The organism is Tenacibaculum sp. Ill, assembly GCF_051938915.1.
Classification (GTDB): Bacteria; Bacteroidota; Bacteroidia; order Flavobacteriales; family Flavobacteriaceae; genus Polaribacter; species Polaribacter larymnensis.
Genome location: NZ_JBPSCW010000002.1, coordinates 457,202 through 475,131, shown reverse-complemented (window position 1 = coordinate 475,131; position 17,930 = coordinate 457,202). Strand labels below are relative to the sequence as shown.

Here is a 17,930-nt window from a genome sequence, read left to right as displayed (position 1 = left end):
AAAATTTAATTAAACTAAAATGGTAAATCATCATCTTCTTCACTAGCTACACTTGGTGGTGTAGGATTAGGGTTCCCTTGAGTTGGTGCTGTGTTTGGTTGCGTATTATTTGGATCTTTTTTTGTTGATAAGAACGTCATATCTTGTACATGAATTTCAGTTGTGTACCTTTTTTGTCCATCAACCTCATATTGACGTGTTTTTATACGTCCTTCGCAATACACACGATCTCCTTTGGTCAAATATTTTTCACAGATTTCAGCCAACTTATTACGCACTACTATATTATGCCATTCAACATTTGTTATTTTCTCTCCAGTTTGACGATTGGTATACGTTTCATTGGTTGCTAAAGGAAAGCGACCTATTGAGTTTCCTCCCTCAAAATAATGCATTTTTACCTCATCTCCTAAATGTCCTATTAAAATAACCTTGTTTATTGTTCCTGCCATAGCATTATAGTTTTGTGTAAAATCAAATATACAAATTTTAAGATTCTTTGTTTAAATATTCCTCTAAAAACTTATCAATTAACACAGGTACTGGGTGCTCTTTAACTGTTGTCCAGTCTATAGTTCTTGTATTTACACCTATAGTTTTTACTACCCAAAACTTAGTAATTAAATGCTGATGTGATAGTTTATGAATAATATCTTCTTTATTGAAAAGAGAGATTGTGGTTTCATTTGGAAAAAGCCTAACAAACTGCTCACTTTCTATTAATTTTTCTTCACTTATAGTCTTTTGTGCTTCTATCAAAGGAAATTGATAAAGCCCTTGCCATATACCTTTACCTTTTCGTTCTTCTAAAACAGTTTCATTCTCTTTTGTTACTGGAACTAGGTAATTAAAATATCGCTTTTTTACCTTTATCTTCTTTTCTTTAACAGGTAGCTCTTTTACTTTATTCTCTGCCAAAGCCATGCAACTGTCAGCTAGTGGACACTTATCACATAAAGGTTTTTGAGGCTTGCAATGTAACGCTCCAAAATCCATTATAGCTTGATTATACACTCCTGGTTGCGATGCATCTATTAGCGTTTGTGCTAATTCTTTAAACTCTTTTATCCCTTTAGTAGAATTAATTGGTGTATCTATACCAAAAAAACGAGAAAGAACCCTATAAACATTACCATCAACAACTGCAACTGGCTCATCATAACAAATAGAAGCAATTGCAGAAGCAGTATAATCTCCCACTCCTTTTAATTTAAGTAACTCTTTATATGTTTTAGGAAACACTCCATTTAATTCATTTGCTACAAGCTTAGCTGTAAAATGTAAGTTTCTTGCGCGAGAATAATAACCAAGTCCTTGCCATAACTTCAGTACTTCACTTTCATCCGCTTTAGCTAAATCAAATACTGTTGGAAAAGTTTCTGTAAACTTTAAAAAATAAGGTAAGCCTTGTGCTACACGTGTTTGCTGTAACATAATTTCACTTAACCAAACCCGGTATGGATCCTTAGTTTTTCTCCAAGGAAGCTCTCTTTTATTTTGTAAATACCACGAAACCAAATTTGAAACCATAAAAAAATACGTTTATTTTTAACAAAAATCAAAAACATATCAACGCTATTAAACTATCAACAACAAAAACTAAAAAAACATTGTAATTACATTATTTTTTAAACCTTTTCGTAAAAAAAGTAGGGTATAATCACCTTTATCTGTTATTATATTCAATAATGAAGGGGGAAATAATTTTTTCCTGGGTACTAATTTAAATAATTTAATTAATGAAATCTAAATTCATGCTAACGCTATTTATAGTGTTACTTGGGCGTATAACCTATGCTCAAGAAAAAAGTATTTCTGGTACAGTTTCCGATACTACTGGTCCTCTGCCCGGCGTTACTGTTTTAATCAAGAACACAACCAAAGGAACAGACACAGATTTTGATGGAAATTATACCATAAAAGTAAACCAAGGAGATGTACTTGTTTTCAGGTTTGTTGGTAAAAAAACTACTGAGATAAAGGTACAAAACCAAACCGTTATTAATTTAGTATTGGAAGATGATTCTAATATTCTTAACGAAGTAGAAGTTATCGCTACTGGTTATGACAAAATAAACAAAAAAACTTTTACTGGATCTGCTATTTCTGTTGGAATCGATGATTTAAAAATAGACGGGGTTGTAGATGTAACTCGAATGTTAGAGGGTAGAGTTGCAGGAGTCAATATCCAAAATCTTTCTGGTACTTTTGGTACTGCTCCAAACATCACTATTAGAGGCTCTTCCTCTATCTTTGGGAACAACACACCTCTATACGTAATTGATGGTGTAGTACAAGAGGATGTAATAGAACAAGACTTAGATCAATTAACATCAGGAGACCCTTCAACTTTAATTAGCTCATCTATAGCTGGTATAAACGCCAGCGATATAAAAAAAATAGATATCTTAAAAGACGCTTCTGCAACATCAATTTATGGTGCACGAGCTAGAAATGGTGTAGTAGTAATAACTACTAAATCTGGAAGAAAAGACTCTCCTTTAAAACTAAACTATAACCTAGAGCAAACAATACGTGACATACCTTCATATAGTAATTTTGATTTGCTAAACTCAAAAGAAAGCATGGCTATTTTTAGAGAAAATGAAAGTAGAGGTTTTTTCCAACTACCTAATGTTTCTAGAGGTAGATATGGCGGTGTTTATTACATCAGAGCTACTGCTTTAGATAACTATAACGAGTCAACTGGAATGTTTGAACTAGGGAACACTCCTGAAGCCAGAGAAGCTTTTTTACGCAAATATGAACTAGCCAACACTAATTGGTTTAAAACATTATTTAGAAATAGCTCTTTAATGCAAAACCACTCTTTAAGTCTTTCTGGTGGTAGTGAAAATAATTCTTACTATGCTTCTGTGAGTCTTTTGCATGATCCGGGGTGGACTATTGCTGATAAGGTAACTCGTTTTACAACTAACTTAAAAAATACGTTCTATTTTTCTGATAAGTTTAATGCTACACTTGCTGTAAACGCATCCATAAGAAAACAAAAAGCACCTGGTACATTCAGCAGAGAGTCAGATCCAGTAACAGGAGACATATCTCGTGAATTTGATATCAACCCTTTTAGTTACGCTCTTAATACCTCTAGAACATTAAGACCATATAACGATATTGGAGGTTATGAGTATTATAGAAATAACTGGGCTGATTTTAATATATTAGAAGAGTTAGCAAACAACTCTATTGACATCAACCAAAGAGATATTCGATTCCAATTAGATGCATCTTATAAAATAACTGACAACATCACTTACGGCTTTAATGGTGCTGGTCGTTTTGTTAATACCGTAAGAGAACATAACGTTAGAGAAAATTCAAATGTTGTAAGAGCTTATAATGCTGATTCTTCAACAGTTTTAAGAGACGATAATATATTCTTATATCAAGACCCTACAGATCCTGATGCTTTACCTGTTGCGGTTTTACCAAACGGTGGTATCTATTTTAAAAACGACGACTACTTAACAACTTTTTATGCTAGAAATAGCTTTAAATACGACAATACGTTTAATGAAAAACATAATTTTAATGCATTGTTAGGTCAAGAGATAAGATTTGTAAATAGAAATTCAGACAGATTTACAGGATATGGATTACAATACGACAATGGTTTAACAGCATTTACAGACCCTAGAATTCTTGAAAAACTGATAAATGGAGGCGAAGCTTATTTTGGATTAACTAAAGAAAGAGAAAGAACAGTAGCTTTCTTTGGTAAGGCAACTTATTCTTATGACGATAAATATGTTTTCTCTTTAACAGGAAGATATGACGGGTCTAACAGACAAGGGCGTAGTAGTAGCTCAAGATGGTTACCAACAGGAACTGTTAGTGCTAAATGGAACGCTAGTAAAGAGTCTTTCTTAGAAAACTCTAACACTTTTAGCAACTTACAGTTTAGAACTTCATATGGTTTAGTGGCAACTCCTGGTAACGCAACAAATGCATTAGCTATATTTACAAGTCAAATAGCAGACAGACTTTTACCAGCAGATAGAGAAAACTTCTTAAATATAACTGCATTACAAAATTCTGAGTTAACATGGGAAAAGCAATATGAATTAAACTTTGGTGTCGACTTAGGCTTATTCAACAATAGAGTTAATTTAATAACAGATGTTTACAAAAGAGATATATTTGATAATATTGATTTTGTAAGAACTTCTGGTATCGGTGGGCAATTTATAAAACAAGGAAATAACGCAGATGTTGAAACTTATGGTATAGAATTTACTTTAGACACTAAAAACATAGTAACAGATAACTTCACATGGTCTTCTAACATTAATTTCTCATATTTTGATCAAGAAATTACAAAATTAGACAATACACCTATTGCTTTTGATTTAGTAGATCAAACTGGAGGTAATGTTGTAGGGTACCCTATCAACTCAATGTTTTCTTTTCAATTTGCAGGTTTAAATAACGAAGGATTACCACAGTTTATAAATAAAGATGGTGAAGTAGCTTCTGTTTTAGACTTTCAAAACAACGAAAACTTAACTAACTACTTAAAACACGAAGGTTCTGTAAACCCTAATATATCAGTTGGTTTTTCTAACAATTTCACTTACAAAAACTGGGATTTAGGAGTATTAATAACTGGTAGCGGAGGAAATAAAGTAAGGTTAAACCCTGTATTTAGCTCTACTTATTCAGATACAAGCATTTTTTCTAAGAGCCATGTAAACAGATGGCTTAACCCTGGAGATGAGAATATAACCAACATCCCTGTATTACCAGACCCTTCTGCTTTTCAAAGAAACTCAAACTTAAGAACGGTTTATAATGCTTACAACTATTCTACTGAGCGAGTAGCTGATGGGGATTTTTTACGTATGAAAAACATTTCATTAGGATATAAGTTTAATAATGAACTAGTTGAAAAACTAGGCCTTTCACATTTAAAAGTTAAATTTCAAGGAACAAACTTGTTTTTATTATACTCTGACTCTAAACTTAACGGTCAAGATCCAGAATTCTATCAAACAGGTGGAGTTGCATTACCAATTACTAGGCAATATACTTTCTCATTAAATTTAGGATTTTAACAAAAAAAAAGTATGATTAAAAATAAAATAAACAAAGTTATACTATATGCTACATTAGCCTTTACTTTTGTAGGATGTAGTGAATACTTATCTGAATTACCAGATAACAGAACATTAATTGATTCTCCTGATAAAGTTTCTCAATTAATTACAGCAGCATATCCAGATCAAGATTATGCACTAATGGCAGAAATAATGTCTGACAATGCTGATGATAAAGGTAATGTTTCAAATGTTGAACAATTAGACCTACAACTATATCAATGGCAAGACTCTAATTTAGAAGAAAGAGGCTCTCCTGTTAACTATTGGAATTCTTGTTATGAAGCAATTTCACAAGCAAACCAAGCATTAGCTTCTATTGAAGAATTAAAAAATAAGTTTGACTTAAATACTCAAAAAGGTGAAGCTTTAATTGCCAGAGCTTATGCTCATTTTATGTTAGTTAATTTTTGGGCAAAACACTATGATGCTAATACAGCTTCTACCGACCTAGGAATTCCTTACGTATTAGAACCTGAAACTGTTCTTTTTAAAACCTACAAAAGAAATACAGTTCAAGAGGTATATGATTTTATTGAGAAAGATTTAATTAAAGGACTTTCAATGGTTGGTGATAATTATAACTCTCCTAAGTTTCATTTCACTAAAGATGCTGCTAATGCCTTTGCTGCTAGATTTTATTTATACAAAGGTCAATGGGATAAAGTAATTGAGCATGCGGATAAAGTAGTTACCAATCCTACTTCTGAAGCTAGAAATATGGTTGCTTATGGAAATATGAATTTAACAGGAATAAGAATGCTATATAATAGTGTTGACGAGCCTGCCAATTTATTAATTATTTCTACAAACTCAATATGGGCAAGAAGACATAGATCTTCACGATTTGGGTTATCGGTAGACAAAATAAGACCTCAATTATTTACAGGATCATCAAACCCATTTAAAAAGAATTGGGCCTATGATTTATACAGAGGAAATCAATACACTTATTTCACTCCTAAGTATAACGAATATTTTAAGTATACAAATGAAAGTGCTGGTATAGGTTTACCTTTTTTAGCACAAACAATGTTTGATAAAGATGAAGTAATACTAAATAGAGCAGAAGCATCTGCTATGCTAGAAAATTACAATGATGCTTTAATGTATCTAAATGCATATATCGCTAATAAAACACAAGGTTACGACCCAAATAGCGATATGTTAACAGAAAGTTTAATTCAGTCAGAATATCCTGTTATTGCTAATGAGTACACACCAGCTTATGGCTTAAATGATAAGCAAACCTCTTTCATTAAAGCTATAGCTGAGTTTAAAAGAAGACAGTTTTACCACGAAGGCTTCCGTTGGTTCGATGTAAGACGTTTTAACCTAAGTATTACACACGAACTAGATAATGGTTCAGATGTTATGCTTGAAAAACAGGATTTAAGAAAACAATTACAAATACCTTTAACAGCTCAAAACGGAGGTTTACAGCAAAACCCAAGATAAAACAAACAGTATGAAAAAAATAAACAAATTATTATTAGGTATTGGCGTGCTGGGATTAATTTGCTCATCATGCACAACAAAGGAGGAAGATTTGGGTTCAAGTAATATAAATATCTCTACACCTGTACTGAATGAAACCGACAAATGGTTACGAGATAATTATACTACACCCTATAACATAGAGGTTTCTTACAAATGGGGACCTGGAAAAGTTGATTTAAACAGGTATTTACACCCGCCAAAGATAGAGAATGTTAGACCTGCAATGGAGGCTATTAAAGCAGTTTGGGTTGAACCTTACTCGCAATTAGGAGGTGAAAACTTTATTAAAAATATAGCACCAAGAGAAATTCTTTTAGTGGGTGGACAAAACATAAACCCAGGTGGAGCAACTTCTGTTTTAGGTTTAGCCGAAAGTGGAATGCGAATCGTGTTTTTTGAAGTAGATAATCAAGACTATAAAAACAAAGATCAATTAATACAATTCATTGGAACAATTCAACATGAATATATACATATTTTAAACCAAAGAATTCCCTTTGATGAGATAGCTTATAGAAACATTACTCCGTCTGATTACACAGGGCAATGGTTCGAGATATCTGATGCTGAGGCTAGAGAATTAGGGTTTATTTCTGCTTATGCAAGAGCAAACGAACATGAAGATTTTGCTGAAATGATAAACGCTATGCTATCTTCAAACAGAGCAGATTATGATGCCTTAGTAAATGGTATTACAAGTGCAAAAGCAAAAGAAGATATCAGAAAAAAGGAAGCTATTGTAGTTAAATATTATAAAGATAACTTTAATATTGACTTGTATGAATTACAAGAGTTAGTAGCAAAAAATGTTGATGAATTCACTAAATAATTAAAATGGTAAAAAAACATATAACTAAAATACGTGTCCTTTTGGCTTTATTCACTCTATCTCTTTTCATTACATCTTGTAATGAAAATAAAGAAGAGGAGTTATTTAATCAATCGCCAACTGAACGTATGAATCAAAGAGAGAAAGAATTAAGAGATTTACTTCTTTCTTCAGAACACGGATGGAAAACAGTATACTTTACTGATAATAATAACCTAGGAGGATATACTTTCTTATTTGATTTTTTAGATGATTCTAAAGTTAGAACAATAGGTAACTTTAATAATAATATTTCACCAGTTGAAAGTGAATATACCGTAGGTTTAAACACTACAACAACTTTAATTTTCACTACAAAAAGTGAACTTCATGAATTATCAGATTCTGGTAACTCAGCTCCATTGCCTAATTTTGGCGGTAGTGGATATAAAGGTGATTTTAACTTTATGTATTACGGTGTTGAAAATGATGAAATTGTTTTTAGAACTTCTAGAGATTTTGTTGAGGTGAGATTTAAAAAAGCTACAGCAGAAGATTGGACAGATTTTCAAAAGTACCAAGACATGAAAGATTTCCTTAATAATTCTTCTGGTCATTTAGCTTATCAAAATAATGGAACTGTTCACAATTTTTCTTATATTGGAAACGATGAAATAAGGTTTGCTACAAACCTTGAAGGTAATTCTTCGTTGAACTTCGGAGTAGGTTTCACGTCTAGTGGTATCGAAATTTCACCAGCGATTGCCGTTAACGGGACTAAATATTCTGAATTTATACTAAACAAAACAGAAAATAAATACACCTCTATTGACGGTAATTTTTCAATATCTTTAGTTTCTAGTCCTATCGACATGACTGTTACTTGGACTACAGCTGCTAGACCTGCATTTAATAATCAAGAATTTATTGATACTTTTAATACAGTAAAACCTATCCACGACTCGTTATTTCCTCCTTTCCCTTTAAATGATATATATCTTCTTGGTGAAGGTGAGGTTACATTTTTAATAGGCTCTACTTCTGGTGTACACGGTATGTCATTCTCTGGTGTTTTAGATAACGAAGATTTATTAGCAATAGGTAAATTAGCTCCTGGTAGAAACTGGAGTTTACTACCACATTTAAATCCACTTGTTGATTTATTAGTTAATAAATCTCCTTACAAAGTACAATTAATAAACCCTGACACTGCCATTTTAACAAGTGATGGCGACCCTAACTTTGTATTTACAATGGTCAAATAAAACCTTGTTCTCATTAAACTTACCCAAAAAACAATTGTTTTTTGGGTTTTTTATTCTTATTTTTTTCGGAATAGATTAATTATCATATATTTGCACCCTCAATTTTTAAAAGAAAACAAACAAAATATATTTATAATGACAAAAGCAGATATCGTATCTAAGATTTCAGATAAGAGCGGAATTGAAAAAGCGGATGTTTTAGCGACTGTTGAAGCATTTATGGAAGAAGTAAAAGATGCATTAGAGAATGGTGATAATGTATATTTAAGAGGTTTTGGTAGCTTCATTATTAAAACTAGAGCAGAAAAAACTGGTAGAAACATTTCTAAGAATACAACTATCAAGATTCCTGCACACAACATACCTGCTTTTAAGCCTTCTAAAGTGTTTACTGAAGGGGTAAAAACAAAAGTAGCTGTAAAGTAATTAAAAAAGTATTAACCCAAAACCTTTACCTTTAAGGTTTTACAAAACATTTTAACTATGCCAAGTGGTAAAAAAAGAAAGAGAGCTAAGATCTCTACACACAAAAGAAAGAAAAGAGCAAGAGCAAATCGCCATAAGAAAAAGTAAGCATTAGCTTACTTTTTCGTTGCTTTTATAAGTTACGTTCATTGACATTAAGGTTTTAACACCTTAAAAATGGTATAAACATATACCTGTTTACAAATTTTAATCCGTCTTCGTAAATTTTACGTTGGCACAAAACCATATTCAGAATGAAAACAGAATTAATAATTCGTTCCAATTCTTCTGATATTGATTTCGCCTTACTAAGAGATGGTAAACTTATTGAGTTAAACAAAGAAACAAGCGACAATAATTTTTCAGTTGGGGATATTTTTCTTGCCAAAATAGGAAAAGTGATGACTGGTTTAAATGCCGCTTTTGTAAATGTTGGATACCCTAAAGATGGTTTTTTACACTACCACGATTTAGGTCCACAAGTACAATCTTTAAACAAATTCATTAAGAAAGTAAGCACAGGTAATTACAAAGAATTCACTTTAAAAAACTTTCGCTTTGAAGAAGATATCAACAAAGATGGAAGTATTAACGACGTACTAAAATCAGGTCAAAATTTATTAGTACAAATTGTAAAAGAACCTATTTCTACCAAAGGTCCGCGTATTAGTTCGGAACTTTCTATTGCAGGTAGATTTTTAGTTTTAGTTCCTTTTTCTAACCGTATATCGGTATCGCAAAAAATAGCAGATCCGAAAGAAAAGGAGCGTTTAAAAAAATTAGCAAAAAGTATCAGACCAAAAGGGTTTGGACTTATTTTACGTACTGTTGCCGAAGGTAAAAAGGTAGCAGAACTTGACAAAGATTTACAAAACTCACTTGACCGTTGGAAGACTATGTGTAAACGCATAGCTAATAACAATACTCCAACAAAAATATTAAGTGAGTTAAACAGAGCATCTTCTATCTTAAGAGATGTAATGAACGATTCTTTTACAAGTATAGTAACCAATGATGAAACTCTTAAGGTTGAAATTAAAGAGTACTTACAAGAAATATACCCTGAAAAGGAAAACATTGTAAGACACCATCGTTCTGATGTACCTATTTTTGAAAAATACGGTATTGAGCGACAAATAAAAACATCGTTTGGTAAAACAGTTTCAATGAGTAAAGGAGCATATTTAGTTATTGAACATACCGAAGCTTTGCATGTTATAGATGTAAATAGTGGTAATCGTTCTAACAAATCCTTAAACCAAGAAGAAACTGCCTTAGAAGTCAATTTAATTGCTGCCAGTGAAATAGCTCGTCAATTACAGTTACGAGATATGGGCGGTATTATAGTTGTTGACTTTATTGATATGAAATCTGCTGAAAACAGACAGAAATTATATCAACATTTAAAAGATGCAATGTCTTTAGACCGTACTAAACATAAAATTTTACCTCCAAGTAAATTTGGTTTAGTTCAAATTACAAGACAACGTGTACGACCTGAATTAGAGATAAAAACACGTGAACCAAACCCAAATAAAAATGGAGAGGTTGAAGCTCCTATTGTTCTTTTAGACAAAATAGAAGCAGAATTAGAACGCATATTAAATAGCGGTAAAAAATATAAAGAAATCACATTAAATGTGCATCCGTTTATAGCTGCTTATTTAACAAAAGGCGTTAACTCAATCCGTTTTAAATGGTTTGTTCAACATAAAAAGTGGATTAAAATATTACCTAGAGATGCTTACCAGTACTTACAATATAAGTTTTATTTAAAAAAGAATAAAAAAAGTAAGTAAGGCAATCTTATTATGAAATAAAAATCCCGTATCATCTGATACGGGATTTTTTTATCTCTAAAACCAAAAACCAAGGTTAAATAACCAGTAATGCTCCGAATGATCTGGAGACCATGTGTACTTTAACTCTATAGGTCCTAAAAATGTTTCTACACTATATCCAACAGCATATCCTGACTTAGTATTTTTAAACAAATCACCATCCTCAAATATATCCTCTTCTACACGTGCATAATTAGCTATAAACATTGCATAATGCTTTTTATACACTTCATAACGTAGATTAAACTCTGATCTTAAATAAGATTGATTATTTAACCCGCCAGTATCATAACCATACATTGGAATGAAGTTATTAATATAGTTTTGATTATAACCTCCTAAATGATAATCAAATATTTCAAACGTTTTTTTTCCTAGCGTATATCCTGCTTGTGAAGTATATTGAAATGTTAGTTTATCGTAAAAAGTTGTTGCAAAACCTAACGTTCCGCCTAATTGAGAAAACTGATGAAAAGGTTCGCTATTTTCTATTAATTCATCTAGCCTATTGTTTCTATCAGACCATATAAACCATTTAAACCCTATATCTGCATAAAAACCTTTCTTTGGGAACATTTCTTTATCATAAGTGTCTAACTTTAAGAAAGCATAGGTATTTATGTAATTACTATTATCAAAAAAGTCTTCTTTAACTTCTGTTGAAATATTTTTTGTGCTTGCATTGATATTTTTATGTTCTGCACCTACACCTATGGCAAATTTTTTATCAAATGTTGTTTGTAGGTATAACGAAGTTGAGAAATCTCTATACTTTCCATTTATAAGACCTGTATCATATATAAAATCGCTGTTAAATACATTATACCTTGTTCTAAAACCATAACTTGGTAACAAGCCATTATCAATAAAATACTCAACATTATATCTAATTTTGTCACCTACGCCAACATCCAAAGAAAATTCATCATTTTGAAAAAGCATTTTCTTATGATTGTAGTTTAATAATACTGCTGATTTATAAAGTAAATCATAGTGTAAACCCAGTCTTAAATACGATTGTATTTTTTCTTCTTTAACGGTTAGTTCAAGCTTTTTTCCTTGAAAAGATTTTTCAAAATGATAATCAATTCTTTTAAAGTTTTTTGACGCTGTAAGTGTATTAATTTTTTTAGAAATTTCTTTATATGAAACACTATCACCTTCTCTTAACTGTAACTTTCCTAAAATATAGTTATTTGTGTAGTTTTTATTTCCTTTTATAATAATTCTATCAACCAAAAATCTTTTTCCTTTAGGTGATATTTTAGAGATTTTCTTTTTTTTAGGTTGCATTTTTGCAATACTATCAAAAACTACCCTGTACTTTTTTGCTGTTTTTTCTCCTTCTGCTAAAATTTCATTCTTTACATCAAATGAAATCACACTGTAGTCTATAACATTTGGTCTTATATAAATGTCTAATAATTCTACCTGTTCATCAGACTTTTTATACATCTGAAAATTAATAATCTGTAACAATAACGAAGCTACAGACACTAATTCTTCTCTTTTTAACAACTCTCCTTGTACGCTAACACCAATAACAATATCTACGTCTTTTTTTTTCATTACATCAACAGGGAAATTGTTTACAACTCCTCCATCTACTAATAACTTTCCATCAATATCCACTGGATTTAACAACGAAGGAAACGCAGCACTTGCCCTTAAAGCTAGAGGTAATGATCCGCTTTCTAAAACTTCTTCTTCTCCTGTTTCAATATTAGTTCCTATACAATAAAAAGGGATTGGGAGCTTTGAAAAGTCAGTAACCTCATCAACAGGAGCTAATAACTCTGTTAAAAAATTAAGCACGTTTTGTCCTTTTGATAAACCTAAGGGCAACCCTAAATTTCCTTTTTTAATGGGTAAAGAAATAGCATATTTTTCTCCATGTTCTTTTCTAAAAAAAGGCTTTTCTCTTCTAGAAACTTTATCTTGTAACAAATCCATAAAATCTGTTTCAAGAACAGCTTCTTCAATTTGTTCCGCTGTATATCCAGAAGCATACAGTCCACCAACAATAGCTCCCATACTTGTACCACCAATGTAATCTACTTGTACTCCTGCTTTTTCAAGTTCTTTTAATATACCAATATGCGCAATTCCTTTTGCTCCACCTCCACTAAGCACCAACCCTACCTTGGGTTGATCTTGTGCCAACATATATGCTGGTAGTAATAATAAAATTAGCAACTTTTTCATTCTTCTTTTTTTTGATAGTGTTTGTATATTTTTTGAGCCCTAGCATTTCCAACCACTTCTTTCAATTCTTCAAAAGTAGCTGATTTAACTCTTTTAGCTGATTTAAACTTACGTAATAAATTAGTAATGGTTTGCTTACCTATATCAGGAATTTGTTCTAATTCTGATTGTATTGCGCTTTTACTTCGTTTATTCCTATGGAAAGTAATTCCAAAGCGGTGTGCTTCATTACGTAAATACTGAATAATTTTAAGTGTCTCTGATTTTTTATCTAAATATAACGGAACAAGGTCTCCTGGGTAAAAAATCTCTTCCAGTCTTTTTGCTATACCAATAATGGCTATTTTTCCTCTTAACCCTAAAGCATCTAAACTTTTTAAAGCAGAGGATAATTGCCCTTTACCCCCATCAATAACTATTAATTGTGGTAAAGGTTGTTCTTCGTCTAATAATCGCTTATACCTTCGGTATACGACTTCTTCCATCGATGCAAAATCGTCAGGACCTTCTACTGTTTTTATATTAAAGTGACGATAGTCTTTTTTACTTGGTTTTCCATCTTTAAAAACCACACACGCAGCGACTGGATTTGTTCCTTGGATATTTGAGTTATCAAAACATTCAATATGGCGTGGTTCTTTTCCTAATCGTAGATCTTTTTGCATTTGCGACATAATTCTTTTTACATGACGGTCTGGATCTACAATTTTTATTTGTTTAAACTGTTCTTGACGATAAAACTTTGCGTTACGTTCAGACAGTTCTACAATACGTTTTTTGTCTCCTAATTTTGGTATTGTAACTTTAACATCTTTACCCACATTCACTTTAAACGGAACGAAAATTTCTCTTGACAAAGAATTAAAGCGCTGACGAGTTTCAATAATAAATAACTCAAGAAGCTCCTTATCTGTTTCCTCTAGTTTTTTCTTAATCTCTGTGGTATAAGATTGCACTATTGAGCCATTCATTATTTTGAAAAAGTTTGCATATCCATGAGATTCATCAGAAATGATAGAAAACACGTCTACATTATTTATAGACGGGTTTACAATCGTTGATTTTGCTTGATAATTCTGTAAAGACGCTAATTTTTCTTTGATTTTTTGTGCTTCTTCAAACCGCATATCTGCAGCAAAGTCAAGCATTATTTTTTCAAACTGCTGTAAACTCTCTTTAAAGTTTCCTTTAATAATATTTCTAATAGCTCTTATATCATCTAAATAATCTTCCTCAGTTTGATACCCTTCACATGGTCCTTTACAATTTCCTAAGTGATATTCTAAACAAACTTTGTATTTATCAGCATCAATTTTTTCTTGACTTAAATCATAATTACACGTTCTTAATGGATACAACTCTTTAATTAAATCTAACAACGCATGCACTGTTCGTACATTTGTATAAGGTCCAAAATACTCTGACCCATCTTTAACAACTCTTCTTGTAGAAAATATACGTGGAAATCGTTCCTTTTTAATACAAATCCATGGATATGTCTTATCGTCTTTTAATAAAACATTATATCGAGGTTTATATTTTTTTATTAGATTATTTTCAAGTAGTAATGCATCTGTTTCTGTATCAACTACCACATGTTCTATTCGAACAATTTTTTTTACTAAAACTCGCGTTTTACCATTCTCATGATTCTTAGTAAAATAAGACGAAACTCGTTTCTTTAAATTCTTCGCTTTCCCAACATAAATAATCGTGTCATCTTTATCAAAATATTGATAAACTCCTGGCAAATTTGGTAGTGTTTTTATTTGAAGTTCGAGTGATGTTGGCATACAACGAAAATACGATTTTATTAAAAGATATTTGTTGTAATGCTTTACATTTATCCTTTTCAATTAAAAATGCAACAACCTCAAGATTTTTACAATAAAGAACTGAAAGATTTAGCTGTTCAACTTTCAAAAATAAATAGTAAAATAACCTTTATAAGAATACTCAGGCTATTTGTTTTTTTAGGCTTTTCTTTTGGAGTTTATTTAACCTTCCATCAAACCTACATACCATTTATAATTGGATTTATTGGAGTTTTACTCTTTGCTATTTTAGTTATACAACATCAACATATAAAAGAAAAACGTACCATTCTTCAACTTAAAAAAGACAAAAATCAACTAGAAATTGATGTTCTTAATGGTCGTTCTGAATCACTTCCTGAAGGAACAGAGTTTACAAATTCTACCCATTATTATAGTAATGACATTGATTTATTCGGAAAGGGATCCTTTTTTCAATATATAAATAGAACTGCAACAACCAATGGTAAAAAATTACTAGCTTCCTTATTAACTAGTAATTCAATTTCTTTTATTGAAGAAAAGCAAAAAGCACTTAAAGAATTATCTGAAAAGATTCATTGGCGACAACATTTTACTTCACTAGCACATTTAGTTTCGTCAACCACTCAAGAAACCTCAGTGATTACAAAATGGTTAATCAACTATGAGTCAAAACTAGCAACTGCTTTAAAATGGGTTTCTATGTTTTTTTCAATCATTTCAATAACTTTAATAGTCTTATTGGTTTTTAACGCTATTCCTTTTTCAGTTGTTTTAATTTGGTTTTTTATCGGTCTAACAATTACAATCTTCCATATTAAAAAAACACAACATATTTACACCTCATCGAGTAAAGCTAAAGATACTTTTAAACAGTATTATTTGCTTCTGGAACAAATTGAAAAAGAAACTTTTACTTCTGCTCTTCTAAAAGAAAAGCAACAAAAAATAGCTACTAAAACAAAAAAAGCTTCTGTTATTTTTAAAGAGTTTTCTAAAATTTTAGACACTTTCGATCAACGTAATAATATTGTTATTGCTATTATTGGAAATGGCTTGTTTTTATGGGATATTACCCTTGCTATAAGAGTAGAAAAATGGATTCTTTCCTATAGAGAAACTACCGATGAGTGGTTTAACGTTGTAAATTTTTTCGATGCTTATAACTCTTTTGCCAATTTCGTTTTTAATCATCCTACTTTTACTTCCCCTACTCTTCAAAAAGAAAACAACGGTATTATTGCTCAAAACCTTGGACATCCACTTTTGAAATCTTCAAAAAGAGTTGACAATGATTTTACGATTTCTAAAGGGCAATTTTTTATTATAACTGGTGCTAACATGGCAGGAAAAAGCACATTTTTGCGTACCGTTTCCTTATCCATAGTCATGGCAAACTGTGGACTGCCTGTATGCGCCACTAATTATCAATACACACCTATAAAATTAATTACAAGTATGCGAACATCTGACTCATTAACCGAGGATGAGTCTTATTTTTATTCGGAACTAAAACGGTTAAAATTTATTGTTGACACTATTGAAACCGATCGCTATTTTATTATTCTTGATGAAATTTTAAAAGGGACAAACAGTAAAGATAAAGCATCAGGCTCTAGAAAATTTGTTGAAAAACTTACACGTTCAAAATCTACTGGAATTATAGCTACTCACGATGTAAGTTTGTGCGAACTCGCCAAAGAGCACCCTCAAATACTTAATTATTATTTTGATGCTGAAATTGTAAATAATGAATTGTTTTTCGATTACACCATAAAACCTGGAACTTGCAAAAACATGAATGCTTCTTTTCTCCTTAAAAAAATGAGAATTGTGTAGGCTTTAATTTGGGAACGTCTGTATTATCTTTCATCAAAACCATGACATATGACAGGAAAAATTGATTGATTAATCCGTACCTTTACGCTATGAGCAAACTCATAGATAATTTTGGAAGACAAATCAACTACGTTCGTTTAGCAGTAACCGACCGCTGTAACTTACGTTGTCAATATTGTATGCCTGCTCAAGGAATTGATATTGTACCTCGTAAAGAGCTACTTACCTACAAAGAAATGTACCGAATAATTCGAGTACTTACTGAGTTGGGTGTTAACAAAGTTCGTTTAACAGGAGGAGAGCCTTTTGTAAGAAAAGATTTTGTTTCTTTTTTAGAAATGTTGTCTTATAATGACTTGTTAGATGATATAAATATTACAACAAACGGAGCTCTTATTTCTAAACATATCAAAACAATAGAAAACCTTAAAAAGGTAAAAAACATTAATTTAAGTATTGATAGTTTACATCCTGAAAAGTTTGCTAAAATTACTCGTAGAGATGTTTTCCCAGAAGTATATAAAACGTTTGAATTATTAGAAAAAAGTTCGTTGAATTTGAAGTTAAATGTAGTTGTGCAGTCTGGATTTAATACTGATGAAATTAACGATTTTGTAAAGCTTACTAAAGATAAAAACATTGCTGTACGTTTTATTGAAGAAATGCCTTTTAATGGTAAAGGACAACGAAACTCGGAAGAAGTTTGGAACTACAATAAAATCTTAGATGAAATTCAGTCTCAGTTCACTGTAACTAAGCTACCTTCAAAAAAATCATCTACTTCTAGAAATTTTTCTATAGAAAATCATACAGGGACTATAGGAATTATTCCTGCATTCACTCGTACTATTTGTAATGATTGTAACCGAATTAGGATTACCTCAACAGGAACTTTTAAGAACTGTTTGTTTGATGATGGCGTTTTTAATCTACGTGACTTTATTAGAAGCGGTGCAAGCAATGAAGACTTGAAAGCCTTGTTTTTATCATTGATAAAAGAAAAACCTGAAAATGGTTTTGTGGCTGAAGCAAACAGAAAAGGAAACGTAACCGAAAGTATGAGTACGATTGGAGGATAGACTAATGAAAAAATA

Annotated in this window: 12 protein-coding genes; 8 read left to right on the top strand and 4 right to left on the bottom strand. The window is 31.3% G+C overall.

Annotated features, from left to right (window positions below):
- Positions 1–14 precede the first annotated feature (14 nt).
- Both ACTPNM_RS02295 and mutY read right to left on the bottom strand, forming a co-directional pair.
- Entirely contained in the window at positions 15–452 is a 438-nt protein-coding gene (locus ACTPNM_RS02295; protein ID WP_274638928.1) for a single-stranded DNA-binding protein, read from the bottom strand.
- A gap of 37 nt (positions 453–489) precedes the next feature.
- Positions 490–1,530: an A/G-specific adenine glycosylase gene (gene mutY, locus ACTPNM_RS02290; RefSeq protein ID WP_440120453.1), complete on the bottom strand. Its 1,041-nt coding sequence runs from the start codon at positions 1,528–1,530 to the stop codon at positions 490–492.
- A 209-nt stretch (positions 1,531–1,739) separates the two neighbouring features.
- Here mutY and ACTPNM_RS02285 point away from each other — a divergent pair, with 209 nt between their 5' ends.
- From ACTPNM_RS02285 to ACTPNM_RS02260, 6 genes are all read left to right on the top strand, one after another.
- Positions 1,740–5,075 carry a SusC/RagA family TonB-linked outer membrane protein gene (locus tag ACTPNM_RS02285; RefSeq protein ID WP_440120452.1) on the top strand — a complete coding sequence of 1,112 codons (3,336 nt, stop codon included), beginning with the start codon at positions 1,740–1,742 and terminating at the stop codon, positions 5,073–5,075.
- A 12-nt stretch (positions 5,076–5,087) separates the two neighbouring features.
- Positions 5,088–6,575, top strand: a complete 1,488-nt coding sequence (locus tag ACTPNM_RS02280; RefSeq protein ID WP_440120451.1) for a RagB/SusD family nutrient uptake outer membrane protein — start codon at positions 5,088–5,090, stop codon at positions 6,573–6,575.
- A 10-nt stretch (positions 6,576–6,585) separates the two neighbouring features.
- Positions 6,586–7,446 (top strand): substrate import-associated zinc metallohydrolase lipoprotein, encoded by an 861-nt coding sequence (locus ACTPNM_RS02275; protein ID WP_440120450.1) that lies wholly within the window; start codon positions 6,586–6,588, stop codon positions 7,444–7,446.
- Between the two features lie 41 nt (positions 7,447–7,487).
- Complete coding sequence (locus ACTPNM_RS02270; protein WP_440120449.1) at positions 7,488–8,690, top strand: DUF4302 domain-containing protein; 1,203 nt, start codon at positions 7,488–7,490, stop codon at positions 8,688–8,690.
- A gap of 135 nt (positions 8,691–8,825) precedes the next feature.
- Positions 8,826–9,116 (top strand): HU family DNA-binding protein, encoded by a 291-nt coding sequence (locus tag ACTPNM_RS02265; RefSeq protein WP_047787990.1) that lies wholly within the window; start codon positions 8,826–8,828, stop codon positions 9,114–9,116.
- Between the two features lie 293 nt (positions 9,117–9,409).
- Entirely contained in the window at positions 9,410–10,954 is a 1,545-nt protein-coding gene (locus ACTPNM_RS02260) for an Rne/Rng family ribonuclease (protein WP_099214862.1), read from the top strand.
- A gap of 57 nt (positions 10,955–11,011) precedes the next feature.
- Here the strand turns inward: ACTPNM_RS02260 and ACTPNM_RS02255 are convergent, their stop codons facing one another.
- Positions 11,012–13,201, bottom strand: coding sequence for a patatin-like phospholipase family protein (locus ACTPNM_RS02255; RefSeq protein ID WP_440120448.1), 2,190 nt, complete (start codon positions 13,199–13,201; stop codon positions 11,012–11,014).
- Complete coding sequence (gene uvrC / locus ACTPNM_RS02250; RefSeq protein ID WP_440120447.1) at positions 13,198–14,994, bottom strand: excinuclease ABC subunit UvrC; 1,797 nt, start codon at positions 14,992–14,994, stop codon at positions 13,198–13,200. Before uvrC ends, ACTPNM_RS02255 begins: the two co-directional genes overlap by 4 nt.
- A 69-nt stretch (positions 14,995–15,063) precedes the next feature.
- On the opposite strand from uvrC, the gene ACTPNM_RS02245 reads away from it, so the two are divergent.
- Together ACTPNM_RS02245 and moaA are read left to right on the top strand one after the other, a co-directional pair.
- On the top strand, positions 15,064–16,836 hold the full coding sequence (locus tag ACTPNM_RS02245; RefSeq protein ID WP_440120446.1) for a MutS-related protein: 1,773 nt from the start codon (positions 15,064–15,066) through the stop codon (positions 16,834–16,836).
- Positions 16,837–16,925: 89 nt separating this feature from the next.
- Positions 16,926–17,915 carry a GTP 3',8-cyclase MoaA gene (gene moaA, locus ACTPNM_RS02240; protein ID WP_440120445.1) on the top strand — a complete coding sequence of 330 codons (990 nt, stop codon included), beginning with the start codon at positions 16,926–16,928 and terminating at the stop codon, positions 17,913–17,915.
- The last annotated feature ends 15 nt before the right edge of the window (positions 17,916–17,930 follow it).